Annotated in this window: 17 protein-coding genes and 1 pseudogene; 1 reads left to right on the plus strand and 17 read right to left on the minus strand. The window is 39.7% G+C overall.

The annotated features are described in order from the left end of the window. Window positions 1–58: 58 nt before the first annotated feature. The 10 genes and pseudogenes from PGZ10_RS07475 to PGZ10_RS07515 form a co-directional block, all read right to left on the minus strand. A complete protein-coding gene (locus PGZ10_RS07475) occupies window positions 59–745 on the minus strand; it encodes a hypothetical protein (RefSeq protein ID WP_270247304.1) in 687 nt (228 codons plus the stop codon). Between the two features lie 148 nt (window positions 746–893). Next, entirely contained in the window at window positions 894–1,514 is a 621-nt protein-coding gene (locus PGZ10_RS07480; RefSeq protein WP_270247303.1) for a restriction endonuclease, read from the minus strand. A 152-nt stretch (window positions 1,515–1,666) separates the two neighbouring features. Next, window positions 1,667–1,853: pseudogene (locus PGZ10_RS07485) on the minus strand (TnpV protein); the annotation flags it as partial. A 4-nt stretch (window positions 1,854–1,857) separates the two neighbouring features. After that, window positions 1,858–3,279: a plasmid recombination protein gene (locus PGZ10_RS07490; RefSeq protein WP_270541029.1), complete on the minus strand. Its 1,422-nt coding sequence runs from the start codon at window positions 3,277–3,279 to the stop codon at window positions 1,858–1,860. 321 nt (window positions 3,280–3,600) lie between these two features. Next, window positions 3,601–3,828 carry a DUF5348 domain-containing protein gene (locus PGZ10_RS07495; protein ID WP_270247300.1) on the minus strand — a complete coding sequence of 76 codons (228 nt, stop codon included), beginning with the start codon at window positions 3,826–3,828 and terminating at the stop codon, window positions 3,601–3,603. A gap of 87 nt (window positions 3,829–3,915) precedes the next feature. Beyond that, entirely contained in the window at window positions 3,916–4,155 is a 240-nt protein-coding gene (locus PGZ10_RS07500) for a complexin-2 (protein ID WP_270247299.1), read from the minus strand. A gap of 66 nt (window positions 4,156–4,221) precedes the next feature. After that, entirely contained in the window at window positions 4,222–4,356 is a 135-nt protein-coding gene (locus PGZ10_RS16940) for a hypothetical protein (protein ID WP_330674243.1), read from the minus strand. A gap of 156 nt (window positions 4,357–4,512) precedes the next feature. Beyond that, window positions 4,513–5,292, minus strand: a complete 780-nt coding sequence (locus PGZ10_RS07505) for an AAA family ATPase (protein WP_330674244.1) — start codon at window positions 5,290–5,292, stop codon at window positions 4,513–4,515. 169 nt (window positions 5,293–5,461) lie between these two features. Then, window positions 5,462–6,547, minus strand: a complete 1,086-nt coding sequence (locus PGZ10_RS07510; RefSeq protein ID WP_270247297.1) for a site-specific integrase — start codon at window positions 6,545–6,547, stop codon at window positions 5,462–5,464. A gap of 12 nt (window positions 6,548–6,559) precedes the next feature. Then, window positions 6,560–6,754, minus strand: coding sequence for a DNA-binding protein (locus PGZ10_RS07515; protein WP_270247296.1), 195 nt, complete (start codon window positions 6,752–6,754; stop codon window positions 6,560–6,562). 234 nt (window positions 6,755–6,988) lie between these two features. On the opposite strand from PGZ10_RS07515, the gene PGZ10_RS07520 reads away from it, so the two are divergent. After that, window positions 6,989–7,471: a helix-turn-helix domain-containing protein gene (locus tag PGZ10_RS07520; RefSeq protein ID WP_270247295.1), complete on the plus strand. Its 483-nt coding sequence runs from the start codon at window positions 6,989–6,991 to the stop codon at window positions 7,469–7,471. Window positions 7,472–7,740: 269 nt separating this feature from the next. Here PGZ10_RS07520 and tuf read toward each other — a convergent pair whose 3' ends face one another. The 7 genes from tuf to PGZ10_RS07555 all read right to left on the minus strand — a co-directional run bounded on the left by tuf (window position 7,741) and on the right by PGZ10_RS07555 (window position 16,516). Further along, on the minus strand, window positions 7,741–8,934 hold the full coding sequence (gene tuf, locus PGZ10_RS07525) for an elongation factor Tu (RefSeq protein WP_173825284.1): 1,194 nt from the start codon (window positions 8,932–8,934) through the stop codon (window positions 7,741–7,743). A 118-nt stretch (window positions 8,935–9,052) separates the two neighbouring features. Next, window positions 9,053–11,170 (minus strand): elongation factor G, encoded by a 2,118-nt coding sequence (fusA, locus tag PGZ10_RS07530; protein WP_044999122.1) that lies wholly within the window; start codon window positions 11,168–11,170, stop codon window positions 9,053–9,055. Between the two features lie 18 nt (window positions 11,171–11,188). Beyond that, entirely contained in the window at window positions 11,189–11,659 is a 471-nt protein-coding gene (gene rpsG / locus PGZ10_RS07535) for a 30S ribosomal protein S7 (protein WP_207642082.1), read from the minus strand. A gap of 211 nt (window positions 11,660–11,870) precedes the next feature. After that, entirely contained in the window at window positions 11,871–12,293 is a 423-nt protein-coding gene (gene rpsL, locus PGZ10_RS07540; protein ID WP_008373516.1) for a 30S ribosomal protein S12, read from the minus strand. A 178-nt stretch (window positions 12,294–12,471) separates the two neighbouring features. Continuing rightward, a complete protein-coding gene (locus PGZ10_RS07545) occupies window positions 12,472–14,244 on the minus strand; it encodes an LCP family protein (RefSeq protein ID WP_270541030.1) in 1,773 nt (590 codons plus the stop codon). 273 nt (window positions 14,245–14,517) lie between these two features. Then, on the minus strand, window positions 14,518–15,492 hold the full coding sequence (locus tag PGZ10_RS07550; protein ID WP_008373513.1) for an ABC transporter ATP-binding protein: 975 nt from the start codon (window positions 15,490–15,492) through the stop codon (window positions 14,518–14,520). 1 nt (window position 15,493) lies between these two features. After that, complete coding sequence (locus PGZ10_RS07555; protein WP_055155422.1) at window positions 15,494–16,516, minus strand: ABC transporter ATP-binding protein; 1,023 nt, start codon at window positions 16,514–16,516, stop codon at window positions 15,494–15,496. Window positions 16,517–16,523 lie beyond the last annotated feature (7 nt).

Consider the following 16,523-nt stretch of genomic DNA (forward strand, 5'->3'; position numbering starts at 1 on the left):
AGGCCATCGCGCAGCGATTTTGTTCAACTGGAAGTTGTCGTTCCTAAACAAACTGCAACTAAAAATTGTTTTTAATATATTCCGAACGTTTCTCTATAAAGAATTTTGAAGAATCTATATATGTGTAAATCTCCTCCACTGTCATATCTGTTATTTTTTTCTTATTATCTACTAACCACAAAAGTTTATCTTTTTCAATATCACCATCAATAAATAAAACGTGTAACTTTTCCTTCCTAATCCATGCTTTTAAATGTTCATCCGTTTCAAAATAGCTACTTAATTCACCACCGGAGAAAGAATGATATAATGTTAAATCCACTCTATCTTCAAATTTTTGAAATCTTACATTATTTATTACACGTTTACCTTTAGGCAATAGCATATAATTTCCTTCAGTATATATAACTTTTGCAAAATCCTCAATTTTTTCATTAAGTTGTACAATTTTAGCTGTGTAATCATTTTTGCGTTTACTATGTATCTGCCTCAACAAACTCTCAAGACTTTTGGTCGTTTTATAAGTTTTCCAACCGGTTTGCTTCTCCAATAGTGTTTTATATATTGTCCAAAAGGATATAATGGTATCAGCATGTAATGCTTCTTCCTTTAAATAACCCTTCTCCAAATAATAACGGGCATCATTATCATATTCCAATCTTAAATCATCTGAATATCCTCGTTGCTGTTTTACATTTTCCCATTCCAAATATTCCTCTATTATTTTTATTACTGTACTCTCCATTCGATTACTCTCCCTCCTCAATCATATTTTCTGTGATTAGCCTAACAGCAACTACTATCTTTCCGATCCATCCAATATTCATCACCGTAATCTTCAATCAATAAATGTTCGCCGTTCCAAATGATTCAGTCACCATTGATAGCTTTACCTATTTTATGAAGTATAACGATGCAAAATAGGAACTTAAACGTTGTGCTTCGTCACTATTGATATCTTTCGGTATTTTAAATGACACCTCAAAATCTGGACGCAACGGATATTTAACCTCGATAAAATCATTGGTAGTCACCAATTTTTCACCTTTGCAGAGCGCTCTTATTTCATCGGCATGATGTGACAAATTTGCTGTAGTTCTGTGTACTTTGAGTGATAATCTCAAGTCCATAGATAAATCCTGTCTTGAGATGTTTACAAGCCATTTTGCCGATCTCTGATGTGAATATCCTTCGTCATCAGTATCCACATTAGAATCTAAATAATAATCACTGGTCACTTCACCTAGGTATATGTCCTCCCCATTTGGCATGAGAAGCAAATCCCCTACTTCCATCTGATTTACAAAAATATCTATAGTTGCATATGCATTTCCAAGGGCAAGCCCCGTAAGATTATATGGTGATTTGGAAAGTATAAGCTTTAAATCCTCTCTTGACTTTCCTTTTAAATTTCCAATACAAGGCCACCCAACAGCAATAATTCCTTTCTCTCTAAACTCTGTTACTCGATTTTTACCATGTGGTACTGGACGAATAAGCCATGCATTTTTCATACTAATACCTCCTTGTTTTTAGATATATCTTCTAGTTATCTTCTTGACAACTTTATATTACACGATCACTATGTGGTTGTCAAGTAGATATCTTCTTTTCTTGTATTAAACTTGTATGTACACAATCAATCTACAATTTCATAAAAAAACAAAGAAAGTTCCCCAATCATCACTAAATGCTCATATCTTGCCACTTTATATTCTTCCAAATTTTTTCCGCGACATTCCGTATTTACCATATGTCGGTTCTTCCTCATTCACTGCTAGATCCGGCAGATAGTAATCTCCATGCAATGTATAACTTAATCCATTACTTTCATCATAAATGTGTTTTTTCATATTCTTACAATTCCATTCCTCTGTTCTTCGTTTTATTTTTCTTACACTGTTGGTTCTCCATTTCACTCTTTCGGGAACCCCAGGCAAGTCTTTCATGAATACTTCCTGTTGGCATTTGCTCCATTTGTCGTTTTTCTTCTAATGTCTTCTGCCCTTGTATATCCTGCTGTACCGCATCATCTACAACAGTTTCCCCAAGAACTCGTACTACCCGGTCATATCTATCGGAAACATTCTGCAATTGTTGTTTTTCCTCAAATAACTGTTCATTTTCTTCACGCACTGTGTCTAACTCCCTTTGCATTTGGTTATATGCCTGCTTCGTTTTCTGATATTTGTGTCTCCACCCATCAACTTCTTTAGTAAGTTCTTTGATTTGAACAGCCATTACAGCTATTTTATTTTTCATCTGAATAAACAACGGTTTGATTTTCTTGTCACGGTACGCTGTTGCACGTTCTAAAGTACTGGCTTCCGGTAGAATTGCTTTAACTGTCCCATATTCTTTCATTTCTTTGCTGACATAATCCATTACCGGTTGTAATCGCTCCCTGCGTTCTTCCAGTTTTTTCAATTCCTGCTCTGCTTTCTCGGAACGTTCTTCTGCTGTCTCTTTATCTTTCTGAAACCGAGCCATTTCTTCTTCCAACTGCTTGATGTCTGCCTTTGCTTCTGCAATCTGACAATTAAGACCTTCATTCTCTGCTGTGAGATATTCTTTCTCCTGTTCGAGTGCCTGCACTTCTTTTTTACGCCCTTTTTTCTTAAAATTATAAACGTCCAGATGCTCCTCATGTGTCCCTTTCTGCCCCCATTCAATTCCATGCTGTAGAGCAATCTCTGCAAGCACTTCTTTTTCGTGGTTTATCCATTGATTCAATTCTGTATCCTGTTTTGAACCACCTTCAAATCCTAACCTCTTTAATGCCTGTTTCAACGAAACTTTTGTATCCATTCCTTTTCCCTTCCATCCGGTCACATAAGGGACAAAATCAACATGCAGGTGTGGAGTTGATTCATCTAAATGTAAATGGCAACTAAACACACGCAGCGTTGGGTTTCGTTTTTGAAATTCTTTCATATACTCATCCAAAATCTTTACTGCCAGTTTACCCTCCTCAGTTCCTACAGCCGTGTCTGTACAATTCCCAATCTGAAAAATCACCTCATGAAACAGCTTTTCCTGCTTACTTTGACGTATCTTCTCATAGTAATCTGTGATTTTCCGGTCATTCCTTTTTCCCACATTGTATCTCTCCACTGCCGAATCAAACAGTTCATGATAAACTGCTTTCAGATTTTCATCACAGTACTTAATATTCAGATGCACTCTTGTCTTATCGACATTTTCTGTCTCAAATGCCCGTCTGTTATGCGCCAGAGAACCTTTTCCATTTCTTCCACTTATTGTTCTTTTCATCGTCATTTTTCTTCACCTTCCTTTCAAAAACCGTGCCAGATATGGCACAAAATCTATATATACGCCAAGTCTGGAATTTGTAAGTATTCTTCGCCGGATACAATATTTCGGAACCTTCTCGAACATTAGTAGTTCGAGAAGTATCGGGGACAAGCCCCTCTTTTGTTACTTTTGTCAAAAGTAACGCAAAAGCACTTTCGACAGCCGTACCGTCCATCAAAAGTACCCTTGCGCCCTGCCGGGGGCAATACGTCCATGGGACGTCTGCTCTGCACCGACTGAAGCGAAGCAAAGATCTATTACTCCTGCAGTATGTATCCGCATATCTTATTTCGGTATTCTTGCACGAACATATTCCAGATCTCCGCAGTACGGTGTTCCTACCAGATACCATTCCCTTGCCGGATTCATCTCCATTCTGGTTTGCACCCATTCATCATCAATCAATACCTCCAGACATTCCCCACAATGAAATCCTGTATCAATCCATAAATCCGATGACAATAAACCGTATCTGTCATTACTGTTGTTATAACCTAATCTTCCTTCTCTCATTGCTATATGCTCCTTTCCAACTTTCTCCTTGTCTGCTATTTACAGGTGCGTGACACGCTCCTGTTATAACGTAATCAGCAAGAAGTTCTACCATCGAAAGTTTTCCGGTATTCCCTTCCTTTCCAGATATTCCTGCCGGAACTTTTCTCTTTCTTCTTCTGTTACTGCTGTCTTGTATTTGCTGTATAACTCCCGATCTACCATTGTATCTAGTTTCTTTTCTAAACCTTTCCGTATGCTTTCTTCGCCTTCATAATTTTCCATCAGAAAGTATTGCAAAAGCTGAAAGAATAACTCATATGGAATCTGTACATTTTTATTTTTCATTTGAACTCCTTTCAAGGTGGCAAGATTCCCTCTTTTTAAAATATGGTAATCTTGCCATCTTCTTTTTTATTCCGACAACATCCAATACCACTCTTTTCCACGTTTTATAGAATCAATTTCCAGTTCTTTTTTGGCATTCCACAGTGTTTTCTTCTTAATGCCCTGTCCTTCTGCTTCTTCTGCAATCTTTTTCTGTGGCATACCTCCATTGGCTAAAATATCCAGCAAAAACTCTCGTGCTTTTCTCCCTTTTGTTCCCTTAACTTCTCCACTGAGTAATTCATCTGCACTGATTTCATATTTTCCAATCCATTCAAATCCATTATTTTTATCCAGTCGAAATGCTATCGAAGTTCCTTACGGTGCCAGGGAACTCTTTGTATGGCACACAACTCTTACTTCCGGTTCATCCTTAAGTCGTCCAACGATTAAAACGCTTCTCGCAGCCGCCTGAAAGTCAATAGAACCAAGTCCCCGGTAAGAAGATTTTCCGTTACTATTCTTGTTCATATGTCCGATCAGGATAATCGCACAATGATATTTCTCTGCCAGCACAGAAATTCTTTTCATCAACGGTCGAATCTCATTTGCTCTGTGCATATCTACTTCTGAGCCCAGAAATCCCTGAATTGGATCAAGTACAACCATCTTTGCTTTTGTCTGCACAATTGCTTCTTCCAATCGGACATCAGCCATCGTCAACGGCTGGTCACTATCATCGATGACCATGACTCTTTTACAGTCTGCACCTGCAGCAAGTAATCGTGGCTTTATCGTATCTCCGAGACCATCTTCCGCAGTTTGATAGATAACATTTACTGCTTTCTCTGGATGCTCTGATACTACACTGTTTTCATCATCTTCCAACTTATCCATGCAGTCGTTTTCAACAGCCACTGCTGTTTCATCTTTTGCTGAATCATCTGGAAGTATCTGCTCCCCTCTGGTAATTTTTGCAATAATCTGAAGTACCATTGTCGTCTTTCCCTCACCGGGATCACCTTGTATGATGGTTACTTTTCCATATGGAATAAATGGATAAAGCAGCCATTCTATCTGCTCTACTTCCACCGTATCCATGTTAATAAGTTTCAGTTCTGGCTCTGATCTGTATTTTTTTGTTTCATTCTTGTTCATGTTCTCATCTCCTCCTGCCCTTCCAGGCAAGTCTCTGATGAACAGACATTTGGGAATTGTCGTCTTTTCCCATTCGTGATATACTGAATCTGCGAAGATGATATATCAGTGAATCTGATTATCAGAGAACTTGCTCAGATTATTTATCTGGGCTTTTTCTTTTGCTTTTTCAACATTCATCTTTCTTTTCTCCCCATCCAATCGAATCATTTTCATCGTCCAACAAATTAGCAATCTTTCTCTGTTGGTTTGGATAAAGGTGTCCATAAGTGTTCAATGTGATACGAATATCCTTATGCCCCAGTCTGTCCCGAATCAGCAATGGTTCCACGCCTTTTTCAATAAGATAAGCCACATGACTGTGCCTGAGATCATGCACTCGGATTTTCTTTACTCCTGCAATTTCAATCTGTCGTTTCATCTTATGCTGTACCGCTTCCTGAACGACAGGGAACAATCTTTCTGTATCCGGCATTCCATAGTGACCATCTGTAAATTCCTTAATTTCCTCTTTTAAGAATTCCGGAATTTCAATTGTTCGATAGGACTGCTTTGTTTTTGGTTCTGTGATAATATCCTGCATCCCTGTTCTGTAATAAGTTTTGTTAATGCTGATCTGGTTCTTTTCAAAATTGATATCTGCTTTTGTAAGTGCGAGTAGCTCACCAATTCTGCATCCGGTCCAGAACAGCACTTCAAACATAAGATAGTATCGTGCCCCCGGCTCCATCGTCTGTATAAACTGTTTATACTCTTCCAGCGTCCAGAAGTTCAAACTTCTCGAATCCAAATTTCCCATCCGTTTCACTTTCTTACAAGGATTAACCGGCAAGTCATAAATTTTAGCAGCATGTGTAAACAAACTAGTCAACTGGTTCTGAATCATTCTCAGATATGAATCGGAATATCCTTTCTTCTGAATCTCATTCTGCCACTGAATAATCTGCGAAGCTTTAATCTCACTCATCATCTGATTTCCAAAATACGGTACAATATGCTGTTGCATCATATATTTTTTGTTCTTAATCGTCCGTTCTTTCAGTTCATTCTGTTTGTCAGCAAAATATACTTCAATAAAATCACTCAGCTTCATATCCATACTTCTTTCACTGCTCAATTTCTTGTTTCTTTCAAACTCCAACGCTTCTCGTTTTGTTTCAAATCCACGTTTTCTGCGTTTTTTCTTCTCACCCATAACGTTTTTCTCAAACCACTGGGCTGTCCATTTTTTTGTGTCTTTTTCTCTGTAAGCCATATTGATTCTCCTTTAATTTCCAATCATTTCATAACCATACATCTTTTTTGCCCAAAATGCTTTTGGTATTCTTCCCGCCATCGTAATATACCCCTGCGCCGCCAGTTCCTTATTCAGAGCTTTCACCAGCTTATAAGCATGCGATTTTGAACAATTTAATTCCTGTGCTACTTCATCAGCACTCATCATATAACTGTAATTCGCCATTTTACTCTCCTCCTTTCCTTCCCAGATGTGAATACGTTTACTGTATTTTTGTATCTGTACGATTTTCGTACATTGATAATATCATGTATTTATATCAATGTCAATATTTCGTAATTGTATTTTTACGAACTTCGTATATCTTTTTTATCTTTATTTTATTTCGACTCTGTGATATGATATTAAATAGATTTATGTTTTTCGTAATTTATCAATATATGAAAAAGGAGGATTTCTATGGGTGACGGTAAGAACTTAAAGAAATATCTTGATGAAAAAGGCACCAATGTCCGTAAGATTGCAAAGGCAACTGGGATCAGTGCAACAACCCTGTATTCAATTATTCAAAAGGATTCCAATATACGATTTGATTTTGCATTAAGACTTGCAAATGAACTGCAAATTGATGTGAATGAGATATGTACTGCCAGTCCGTTTTCTGGAGCTCTTAAGGAAGAAGAAATTTATCCTACACTCCCGGATGGTCTGAATGGTGCATTAGACGCAAGCCGAGTAAAGACTTATTTGAAAAATTCTATGTATCCACTAATGTACCTGTTTGGCAAAAACAGCATGCCTGATGTGGATAATCTGCTCACTTCCTTCTATCAGCTTGACGATGAAGCCAGACAGGAAGTCGTAGAAACAATCCGATTAAAACTGCAATATCATTGTGATCCGGAACGTGCAGAACAGATAAAGCAAATAAAGGGTTGGTAAATTACATGATAAAAACTACTCCTGGGAATAGCATACATTCTCAGGAGTTTCTTTTTGGCACCGTTTCGGCACCGGAAACCAAATTTTCTGTTTCTTCATTTATAGAATCTCTACCATTTTAACGAAAATTTCTTTGCCATTTTCTATGAAATCAACTGACAATTTTATTCGCAACATAACAGAAAAACCCCAGAAACACAAGGTTTCTGGGGTATCTTACGTTTGGACACAGAGTGTACTCCTGACACTCAATTTATATCAAGTTATGATTACTCGATGATTGTAGCAACACGTCCTGATCCTACAGTACGTCCACCTTCACGGATAGCGAAACGAAGTCCCTGTTCCATAGCTACTGGATGGATCAGTTCGATTGTCATTTCTACGTTATCACCAGGCATGCACATTTCTGTTCCTTCTGGAAGTTCGCAAACACCTGTTACGTCTGTTGTACGGAAGTAGAACTGTGGTCTGTAGTTGTTGAAGAATGGAGTATGACGTCCACCTTCATCTTTTGTAAGAACGTATACCTGTGCAGTAAACTTGTGGTGGCAAGTTACTGAACCTGGTTTACAAAGAACCTGTCCTCTTTCGATTTCGTCTCTCTGAACACCACGAAGAAGAGCACCGATGTTGTCACCAGCCTGAGCTTCATCAAGAAGTTTACGGAACATTTCAACACCTGTTACAACTACTTTACGTGTTTCTTCTTTGATACCAACGATTTCTACTTCATCAGATACGTGAAGTACACCACGTTCTACTCTACCAGTAGCAACTGTACCACGTCCTGTGATAGAGAATACGTCTTCTACAGGCATAAGGAATGGTTTGTCTGTGTCACGTTCTGGATCCGGAATGTATGCATCAACTGCATCCATAAGTTCCATGATCTTATCTCCCCATTCGCCGTTCGGATCTTCAAGAGCTTTAAGAGCAGATCCCTGAATGATCGGAGTATCATCTCCTGGGAATTCGTATTCATCAAGAAGTTCACGAATTTCCATTTCAACGAGTTCAAGAAGTTCTTCGTCGTCTACCATATCACATTTGTTCATGAATACAACGATGTACGGTACACCTACCTGACGAGAAAGCAGGATGTGCTCTCTTGTCTGAGCCATAACACCATCAGTAGCAGCTACAACAAGGATAGCACCATCCATCTGAGCAGCACCTGTAATCATGTTCTTAACGTAGTCAGCATGTCCTGGGCAGTCTACGTGAGCGTAGTGACGTTTTTCTGTTTCGTACTCAACGTGAGCTGTAGAGATTGTGATACCACGTTCTCTTTCTTCTGGAGCTTTGTCGATGTTTTCGAAATCTACAGCTGCGTTACCAGCAACTCTTGCTGCAAGAGTTTTTGTGATAGCTGCTGTAAGAGTTGTTTTACCATGGTCAACGTGTCCGATGGTACCGATATTACAATGCGGTTTTGTTCTTTCAAATTTAGCCTTTGCCATTTTGAATATCCTCCTTAAATATACCACCCAATAGGGCATTTTAGTTTACGATGTTTTAACTCGGCTAATACTGATTATATTTCATAAAGTACAGTTTTTCAAGCCTTTTTCGTATTTTTTATGCGTTTTTGTTAGATAAAATCTTTTCCTGAACAGACTTCGGAACTGGCTCATATTTTTCGAAGAACATTGAGTAGTTTCCACGTCCCTGAGTTCTGGAACGAAGGTCTGTAGAGTATCCGAACATTTCTGAAAGCGGAACATATCCTCTAACGATCTTTCCACCGCCGAGGTCATCCATACCTTCGATACGTCCACGACGAGAGTTGATATCACCGATAACATCTCCCATGTACTCTTCCGGCATAGTAACTTCAACTTTCATGATAGGCTCAAGGAGTACCGGGTCAGATTTCTTCATAGCATCTTTGAATGCAAGAGAACCTGCAATGTGGAATGCCATTTCTGAAGAATCGACTTCATGGTAAGAACCATCATATACGGTTGCATGAATACCTACTACAGGGAATCCACCAAGAATACCAGCTTTCATGGCTTCTTCAATACCTTCGCCTACAGCCGGAATGTATTCCTTCGGAATTGCACCACCGACAACAGTAGAATCGAATTTGTATGTTTCTTCACCATTGACATCCATTGGTTCAAATTTAACTTTACAGTGTCCGTACTGTCCACGTCCACCTGACTGTTTAGCATACTTGCTGTCAACATCAACTGCTTTTGTGAAGGACTCTTTGTATGCAACCTGCGGAGCACCTACGTTAGCTTCTACCTTGAATTCACGAAGAAGTCTGTCTACGATGATTTCAAGATGAAGTTCTCCCATTCCGGCGATGATTGTCTGACCTGTTTCCTGATCAGTATGAGCACGGAATGTTGGGTCTTCTTCTGCAAGTTTTGCAAGAGATTCACCAAGTTTACCCTGAGAAGCTTTTGTCTTAGGCTCGATAGCGAGCTCGATAACTGGTTCTGGGAATTCCATAGATTCAAGGATTACCGGATGCTGTTCATCACAGATTGTATCACCTGTAGTTGTGAACTTGAATCCGATCGCTGCTGCGATGTCTCCTGAATATACTTTATCCAATTCCATTCTCTTGTTAGCATGCATCTGAAGGATACGTCCAACACGTTCTTTTTTATTCTTTGTAGCGTTCAATACATAAGAACCTGAATTCATAGTTCCTGAATATACACGGAAGTATGCAAGCTTACCTACGAACGGGTCTGTCATGATCTTGAATGCAAGTGCTGAGAAAGGTTCTTCATCTGAAGAATGTCTTACTACTTCATTACCATCTTCGTCAACACCCTGTATTGGCGGGATGTCTGTCGGAGCCGGCATATATTCAACGATTGCATCCAGAAGCTTCTGTACACCCTTGTTTCTGTAAGCAGATCCACAGCAAACCGGTACTGCTGTACATTCACAAGTAGCTTTTCTAAGAACTGCTTTGAGCTGATCTACTGTCGGAATTTCGTCCTCAAGATACATCATCATAAGTTCATCATCCAATTCACAGATCTTTTCAACCAGTTCTGTATGGTAAAGCTCAGCATCTTCTTTCATGTCATCCGGGATTTCACATACTGTGATGTCATCACCCTTGTCATCATTGTAGATGTAAGCTTCCATTTCCATAAGGTCGATGATTCCCTTGAAATCATCTTCTTTACCGATTGGTAACTGAAGAACGATAGCGTTCTTACCCAATCTTGTCTTAATCTGTTCTACAGCGTTGTAGAAGTTTGCACCTAAGATGTCCATCTTGTTGATGAAGGCCATTCTTGGTACGTTGTATGTGTCTGCCTGACGCCATACGTTTTCTGACTGAGGCTCAACACCACCCTTAGCACAGAATACACCTACAGCACCATCCAGTACACGAAGTGAACGTTCAACCTCTACAGTGAAGTCAACGTGTCCCGGAGTATCAATGATATTGATACGATGCTCAAGAGCACCTTTTTTCGGTTTTGTATGATCTTCAAGTGTCCAATGACATGTTGTAGCTGCTGAAGTGATCGTGATACCTCTTTCCTGCTCCTGTTCCATCCAGTCCATGGTAGCAGTTCCTTCATGAGTATCACCAATCTTATAGTTAACACCGGTATAGTATAAGATACGCTCTGTAAGAGTGGTCTTACCAGCATCAATATGCGCCATAATACCGATATTTCTGGTTCTCTCTAATGGATATTCTCTTCCAGCCAAGATTTTTTCCTCCTATAATTAGAAACGATAGTGAGCAAATGCTTTGTTTGCTTCTGCCATCTTGTGCATGTCTTCTTTCTTCTTTACAGATGCGCCAGTGTTGTTAGCCGCATCAAGAATTTCATTTGCAAGTCTTTCTTCCATTGTCTTCTCGCCTCTGTTACGAGAGTACAGTGTAAGCCAGCGAAGTGCAAGAGCCTGTCTTCTGTCTGCTCTTACCTCGATCGGTACCTGATAAGTAGCTCCACCGATACGTCTTGCCTTTACTTCAAGTACAGGCATGATGTTGTTCATTGCTTCTTCAAATACTTCGATAGCTGGTTTTTCAGCTTTCTCTGCGACTTTGTCAAATGCTCCGTATACAATTTTCTGAGCTACACCTTTCTTACCGTCAAGCATGATGTTGTTGATAAGCTTTGTAACTACCTTGTTGTTGTATAACGGATCCGCTAATACGTCTCTTTTCTGAGTATGTCCTTTACGTGCCACGGTTCTTCCCTCCTTATACATATTGGCAAAGCTTTGCTTTGCGTGAATAATTCATCGGTACTCACATGTGTCTTTCTATGTGTATCGTTGGCGGGACAATCTCCGATGCCTGCCACGTGGCAGGCGATATCTGAATTAAACCCGCAACCAACTATTCTCATAGTTCTGTTTGTGATACGATTTAGTTTCGTTTTACACTAAAATCAAGTGCTTATTTCTTTGCGTCTTTTGGTCTCTTTGCTCCGTATTTAGAACGAGCCTGACGTCTCTTTGCAACACCTGCTGTATCAAGTGTTCCACGAACGATATGGTATCTTGTACCCGGAAGGTCCTTTACTCTTCCTCCACGGATAAGAACAACGCTATGTTCCTGAAGGTTGTGACCTTCTCCTGGGATGTAGCTTGTTACTTCGATTCCGTTTGAAAGACGTACTCTGGCGATCTTTCTAAGAGCTGAGTTCGGTTTCTTCGGTGTAGCTGTCTTAACTGCTGTACACACACCTCTCTTCTGTGGTGCAGATGTGTCTGTAGCTCTTTTCTTCAAAGAATTGTATCCTTTCTGGAGAGCCGGTGCAGTAGATTTCTTTACAGCTGTCTGACGACCTTTTCTTACTAACTGGTTAAATGTTGGCATCTCTTTCACCTCCTATGAAGTAATAATTGGTTACGATTTTAAACAAGTTCTGTTTAAAATGCGCAGAAAAACAGTGCATCGTTTTTCACACGCTTGTTTATTGTAGTATATCGCAAAAAAAAAGTCAAGGTATTCTGAAAAATATTTTCCAAATCATACCTTGACTTTTTCTTCATTTTTATTCTGTACTTACGGATCCTTCGATTATTTCTCCGTCTTTTACTTTTTTGATCAATCCAATGATCTCAGCCACTGAATTTTCATCCGGATACGTTACATAAAGCTCTTCATTTCCTGAAGAATAGCAGATATCTGTTCCCCCGGTTCCATCCGCTGCCACGGAATAAATATTCCATTTTGCATTGGTTCTAAGCTGAGTCTTGATCAGCGACTGGATCTGGCTGGAAGTAAAGTTCGTATCCACACCATCGCTGACACTTTCAATAATATCGCTTGCCCCACGAAGCATTGCCGGTGACATCATCTTTTTAATGATTGCAGTGATAACTGCCTGCTGATGGACTCCTCTTCCGTTGTCCCCGTCTGGCAGTGCCTGACGTTCACGGCAAAAAGCAAGTGCACTAATACCATCAAAATGATTCATTCCTTCATTTACATGAATCTCTGCACCCGACTCCCATCCTGTATCAAATTCGAGATCTGATTCAACATCCAGTCCGCCAAGTGCATCAACCACACTGGTCATAGATGTAAAATTAACTCTTCCGAAAAATTCGATATCTGTATCATAAAGTGCTTCCAGCGTCTGCATAGACACATCTACACCATAGATTCCTGCATGTGTCAGTTTGTCGTCCTGTCCTCCGGATACTCCCGGGATTGGTACATAATAATCTCTAGGGGTCGTAATCAGTAATACCTGATGGCTCGTCGGATTGACAACCGCTACGATATTGACATCGCTTCGTCCCTGTTCTGTGATATCACCATTTGTATCAATACCACTCAAATAAACCGCAAATGGCTTTGTAACGCTTTCATCAGATGTATCGCTTTCAATTTCAACAACAATATTGTGCTTATAAATAACCTTTGTATCCTTTGTAAAGGTTGAATACTGTTCCTTGATAATATTACTGTAAGCTGAGTTGTAGATAATCGCATCTACTTCTCCGTCATATAATGCCTGTGCTTCTTCTCCCAGATTACTGTATTCCTGAAGAGTAATGTTCTGTCCCAGTTCCTTTTCAATCTGTTTGACTGCCGACTTCGTCTGGTCTCCACCAGTCGCATACTGAACACCAAATGTATATCCGGCTGCTGCTGATAAAGTATCTGCATTATCATCCGCCTTTACCGCAACTACCATGGAACTTGTTTTCTTATTGCTTCCGGTAATCTTCTGGAATGCATTATTTACTTTTCCTATATAGAAAGAACCCACTCCCAGAATGATGCAGATCAGTATACAGAATATCTTTCCGCCAATTCCTTTTCCTTTTGCCGCTATCTGTGTCAGCAAGGTAATTCCAAGCAGGATCAGCAGTACTCCGATCAGTACCAGGAAATAAGTAGAAGTAAGTACATTGAACAGCATCACATTCACTGCAAGTACTACAGACAGGATAAACTGGATAATTGCAAGTATAATTCCAATCGTTCTGCTTACCCGATTTTTCCTTCTTCCTCTGCGCCGTTTATTTTTACGATTCTTATTATTCTCCGGGTCAGACATCTTTCTTATATTCTGATAGTCTTCTTCCGGTCTTCTTTTCTTCTTATCATTCGAAGATGATTTCTTTTTCGGTCGTTCTCTGTAGTAATCTTCCTCATCATCATAATATCGGGCAGATCTTCGGTCTTCTTCATAAGCATACCGGTTCTTCCCCTTAGCCCGTCTGCTTACTTCTCTGCTGTTATTGATACTTCGCATATTTCTATTAGAAGTTCCATCAGACGATCTTCTCCTTGCTGATTTTCTCTGTTCCATATACACTCACTTTCATTTGTTACATAACTATTACACGATATGACACTTTAATTACAATTACATCTCTATATAATATCGTTTTTACCTTATATTGTCAATATTTTCGTGTCAATCCGTATTTTGTGATTCTGCACAATTTTTCTGGAAATTTTTTAATCTGCCAAGGCATATAGTGTTTTTTCACAGAAAGTTCCATCGGAATTTCTCATAAAACAAAAAGAAAACGAAGAACTCTTCTTAAGTCCTTCGTCTTCTTTATTATATTACTACTTTTTATTTATCTTCTACAAGATGGCATGCCACCTTATGTCCAGGAGCAATCTCTTTCATCTGCGGCATTTCCTTAAAGCAGCGTTCTGTCGCATGCTGACATCTCTCAGCGAAACGACAGCAGTTCTTCGGATTGATCGGGCTTGGGATCTCACCCTTGATCGGAATACGCTGGTTCGCTTTTGCTTTATTCGGATCTGCTTCCGGGATTGCAGAAAGCAGTGCCTGTGTATATGGATGCATCGGATGAGCATAAAGTTCATCTGTCTCAGCAGTCTCGACCATTGTTCCGAGGTACATAACAACTACACGGTCAGAAATATATTTTACGACACTAAGGTCATGCGCGATAAACAGGTAAGTCAGTCCTCTTTCTTCCTGCAGTTCTTTCAGCATATTGATAACCTGTGCCTGGATAGACACATCAAGAGCTGAAATCGGCTCATCACAGATGATGAATTCCGGATCAACAGAAAGAGCACGTGCGATACCGATACGCTGTCTCTGTCCACCTGAGAATTCGTGCGGGAAACGTGACATATGATCTTTATTAAGACCAACTGTAGCAAGCAGCTGCTCTACTTTTGCATCTGCATCCTTTGTTGACATTCCATGCTGTTTCAGACCTTCTCCAACGATATCCTTAACAGTCATACGTGGGTTCAGTGATGAATACGGGTTCTGGAAAATCATCTGTACCTTCTTACAGAATTCTTTCTGCTCTGCATGATTGTATTTGAAAATATCTTTTCCATCATAATATACATTTCCCGAAGTCGGATTGTATAACTTGATCATGGTACGTCCTGTTGTAGATTTACCACAGCCGGACTCACCTACCAGGCTGACTGTCTCACCTTTATAAATATCAAATGTAAGATCATCAACCGCTTTTAAGGTTTCTTTACGGCTGATTTCAAAATATTTACATAAGTTTTTCACCTGTACGAGAGGCTGTTTTTTTTCTGTATTTTCCATTTTACACCTCTCCTTTCTCAGTTACTTTTCTTCTCATGTCTGTATCCGGTGCATATTCATGCTGCAGCCAGCAACAGGTTTCATGTTCTTTTGAAAGCTCATAAGTCTGTGGCGGCATATCTTTACAGATTTCCATGCAGTATTCACATCTTGCTGCGAACGGACATCCTTTCGGAGGTGCAAACAGATCCGGAGGTGTTCCTTCGATTGGCTGCAATTTGTGGCCTTTTGCTGTATCCAGTTTGGCAATTGAATGCATAAGTCCTTTTGTGTAAGGATGTGCTGTATCATAGAAAATCTCATCTACAGATCCACGTTCTACGATCTTTCCTCCATACATAACCAGTACACGGTCGCAAAGCTTTGCGATAACACCAAGGTCATGTGTGATCAAGATAATAGATGTCCCAAGTGTTTTCTGAAGATTTTTCAGTACATCAAGAATCTGCGCTTCAATTGTAACATCCAAAGAAGTAGTCGGCTCATCGGCAATAACGATGCTCGGGCTTCCTACCAGAGCGATCGCGATCATAACACGCTGTTTCATACCACCTGAAAGTTCATGTGGATACTGTTTGTAACGGCGTTCTCCATCAGAGATACCTACCATTTTAAGGATTTCAAGTGCTTTTGCTTTTTTCTCAGCTGCACTCATACCTTTTCTTCCGACGAATACTTCTTCAATCTGTTTTCCGATACGCATTGTCGGGTTCAATGAGGTCATAGGATCCTGAAAAATATAACTGATCTCTTTTCCACGGAACTGACGAAGTTCTTTTTTGTTCATTTTCAGAACATCTTTTCCTTTATAAAGAATCTCTCCGCCTTCAAAGAATCCAGGCGGTTCCGGATTCAGTCTCATCAGACACTGAGAGGTAACACTCTTTCCACATCCGGATTCTCCAACTATACCAAGAATTTCTCCCGGACGGACTTCAAAGCTGACATCACGAACAGCTTTTACAACTCCACCGTATGTACGGAAAGAGAATTGCAGATTTTTTACTTCCAATAAATTTTCCATCTTCTAT

Origin of the sequence: Coprococcus sp. AF102-57, assembly GCF_027686195.1 — a bacterium.
In the GTDB taxonomy this organism is placed as follows: Bacteria; Bacillota; Clostridia; order Lachnospirales; family Lachnospiraceae; genus Allocoprococcus; species Allocoprococcus comes.

What these genes read in the sequence shown, in the direction of transcription:
- PGZ10_RS07475 (WP_270247304.1), bottom strand. Translation starts at nt 745, where the DNA reads ATGGAGAGTACAGTAATAAAAATAATAGAGGAATATTTGGAATGGGAA.
- PGZ10_RS07480 (WP_270247303.1), bottom strand. Translation starts at nt 1,514, where the DNA reads ATGAAAAATGCATGGCTTATTCGTCCAGTACCACATGGTAAAAATCGA.
- PGZ10_RS07490 (WP_270541029.1), bottom strand. Translation starts at nt 3,279, where the DNA reads ATGACGATGAAAAGAACAATAAGTGGAAGAAATGGAAAAGGTTCTCTG.
- PGZ10_RS07495 (WP_270247300.1), bottom strand. Translation starts at nt 3,828, where the DNA reads ATGAGAGAAGGAAGATTAGGTTATAACAACAGTAATGACAGATACGGT.
- PGZ10_RS07500 (WP_270247299.1), bottom strand. Translation starts at nt 4,155, where the DNA reads ATGAAAAATAAAAATGTACAGATTCCATATGAGTTATTCTTTCAGCTT.
- PGZ10_RS16940 (WP_330674243.1), bottom strand. Translation starts at nt 4,356, where the DNA reads ATGCCACAGAAAAAGATTGCAGAAGAAGCAGAAGGACAGGGCATTAAG.
- PGZ10_RS07505 (WP_330674244.1), bottom strand. Translation starts at nt 5,292, where the DNA reads ATGAACAAGAATGAAACAAAAAAATACAGATCAGAGCCAGAACTGAAA.
- PGZ10_RS07510 (WP_270247297.1), bottom strand. Translation starts at nt 6,547, where the DNA reads ATGGCTTACAGAGAAAAAGACACAAAAAAATGGACAGCCCAGTGGTTT.
- PGZ10_RS07515 (WP_270247296.1), bottom strand. Translation starts at nt 6,754, where the DNA reads ATGGCGAATTACAGTTATATGATGAGTGCTGATGAAGTAGCACAGGAA.
- PGZ10_RS07520 (WP_270247295.1), top strand. Translation starts at nt 6,989, where the DNA reads ATGGGTGACGGTAAGAACTTAAAGAAATATCTTGATGAAAAAGGCACC.
- tuf (WP_173825284.1), bottom strand. Translation starts at nt 8,934, where the DNA reads ATGGCAAAGGCTAAATTTGAAAGAACAAAACCGCATTGTAATATCGGT.
- rpsL (WP_008373516.1), bottom strand. Translation starts at nt 12,293, where the DNA reads ATGCCAACATTTAACCAGTTAGTAAGAAAAGGTCGTCAGACAGCTGTA.
- PGZ10_RS07545 (WP_270541030.1), bottom strand. Translation starts at nt 14,244, where the DNA reads ATGGAACAGAGAAAATCAGCAAGGAGAAGATCGTCTGATGGAACTTCT.
- PGZ10_RS07550 (WP_008373513.1), bottom strand. Translation starts at nt 15,492, where the DNA reads ATGGAAAATACAGAAAAAAAACAGCCTCTCGTACAGGTGAAAAACTTA.
- PGZ10_RS07555 (WP_055155422.1), bottom strand. Translation starts at nt 16,516, where the DNA reads ATGGAAAATTTATTGGAAGTAAAAAATCTGCAATTCTCTTTCCGTACA.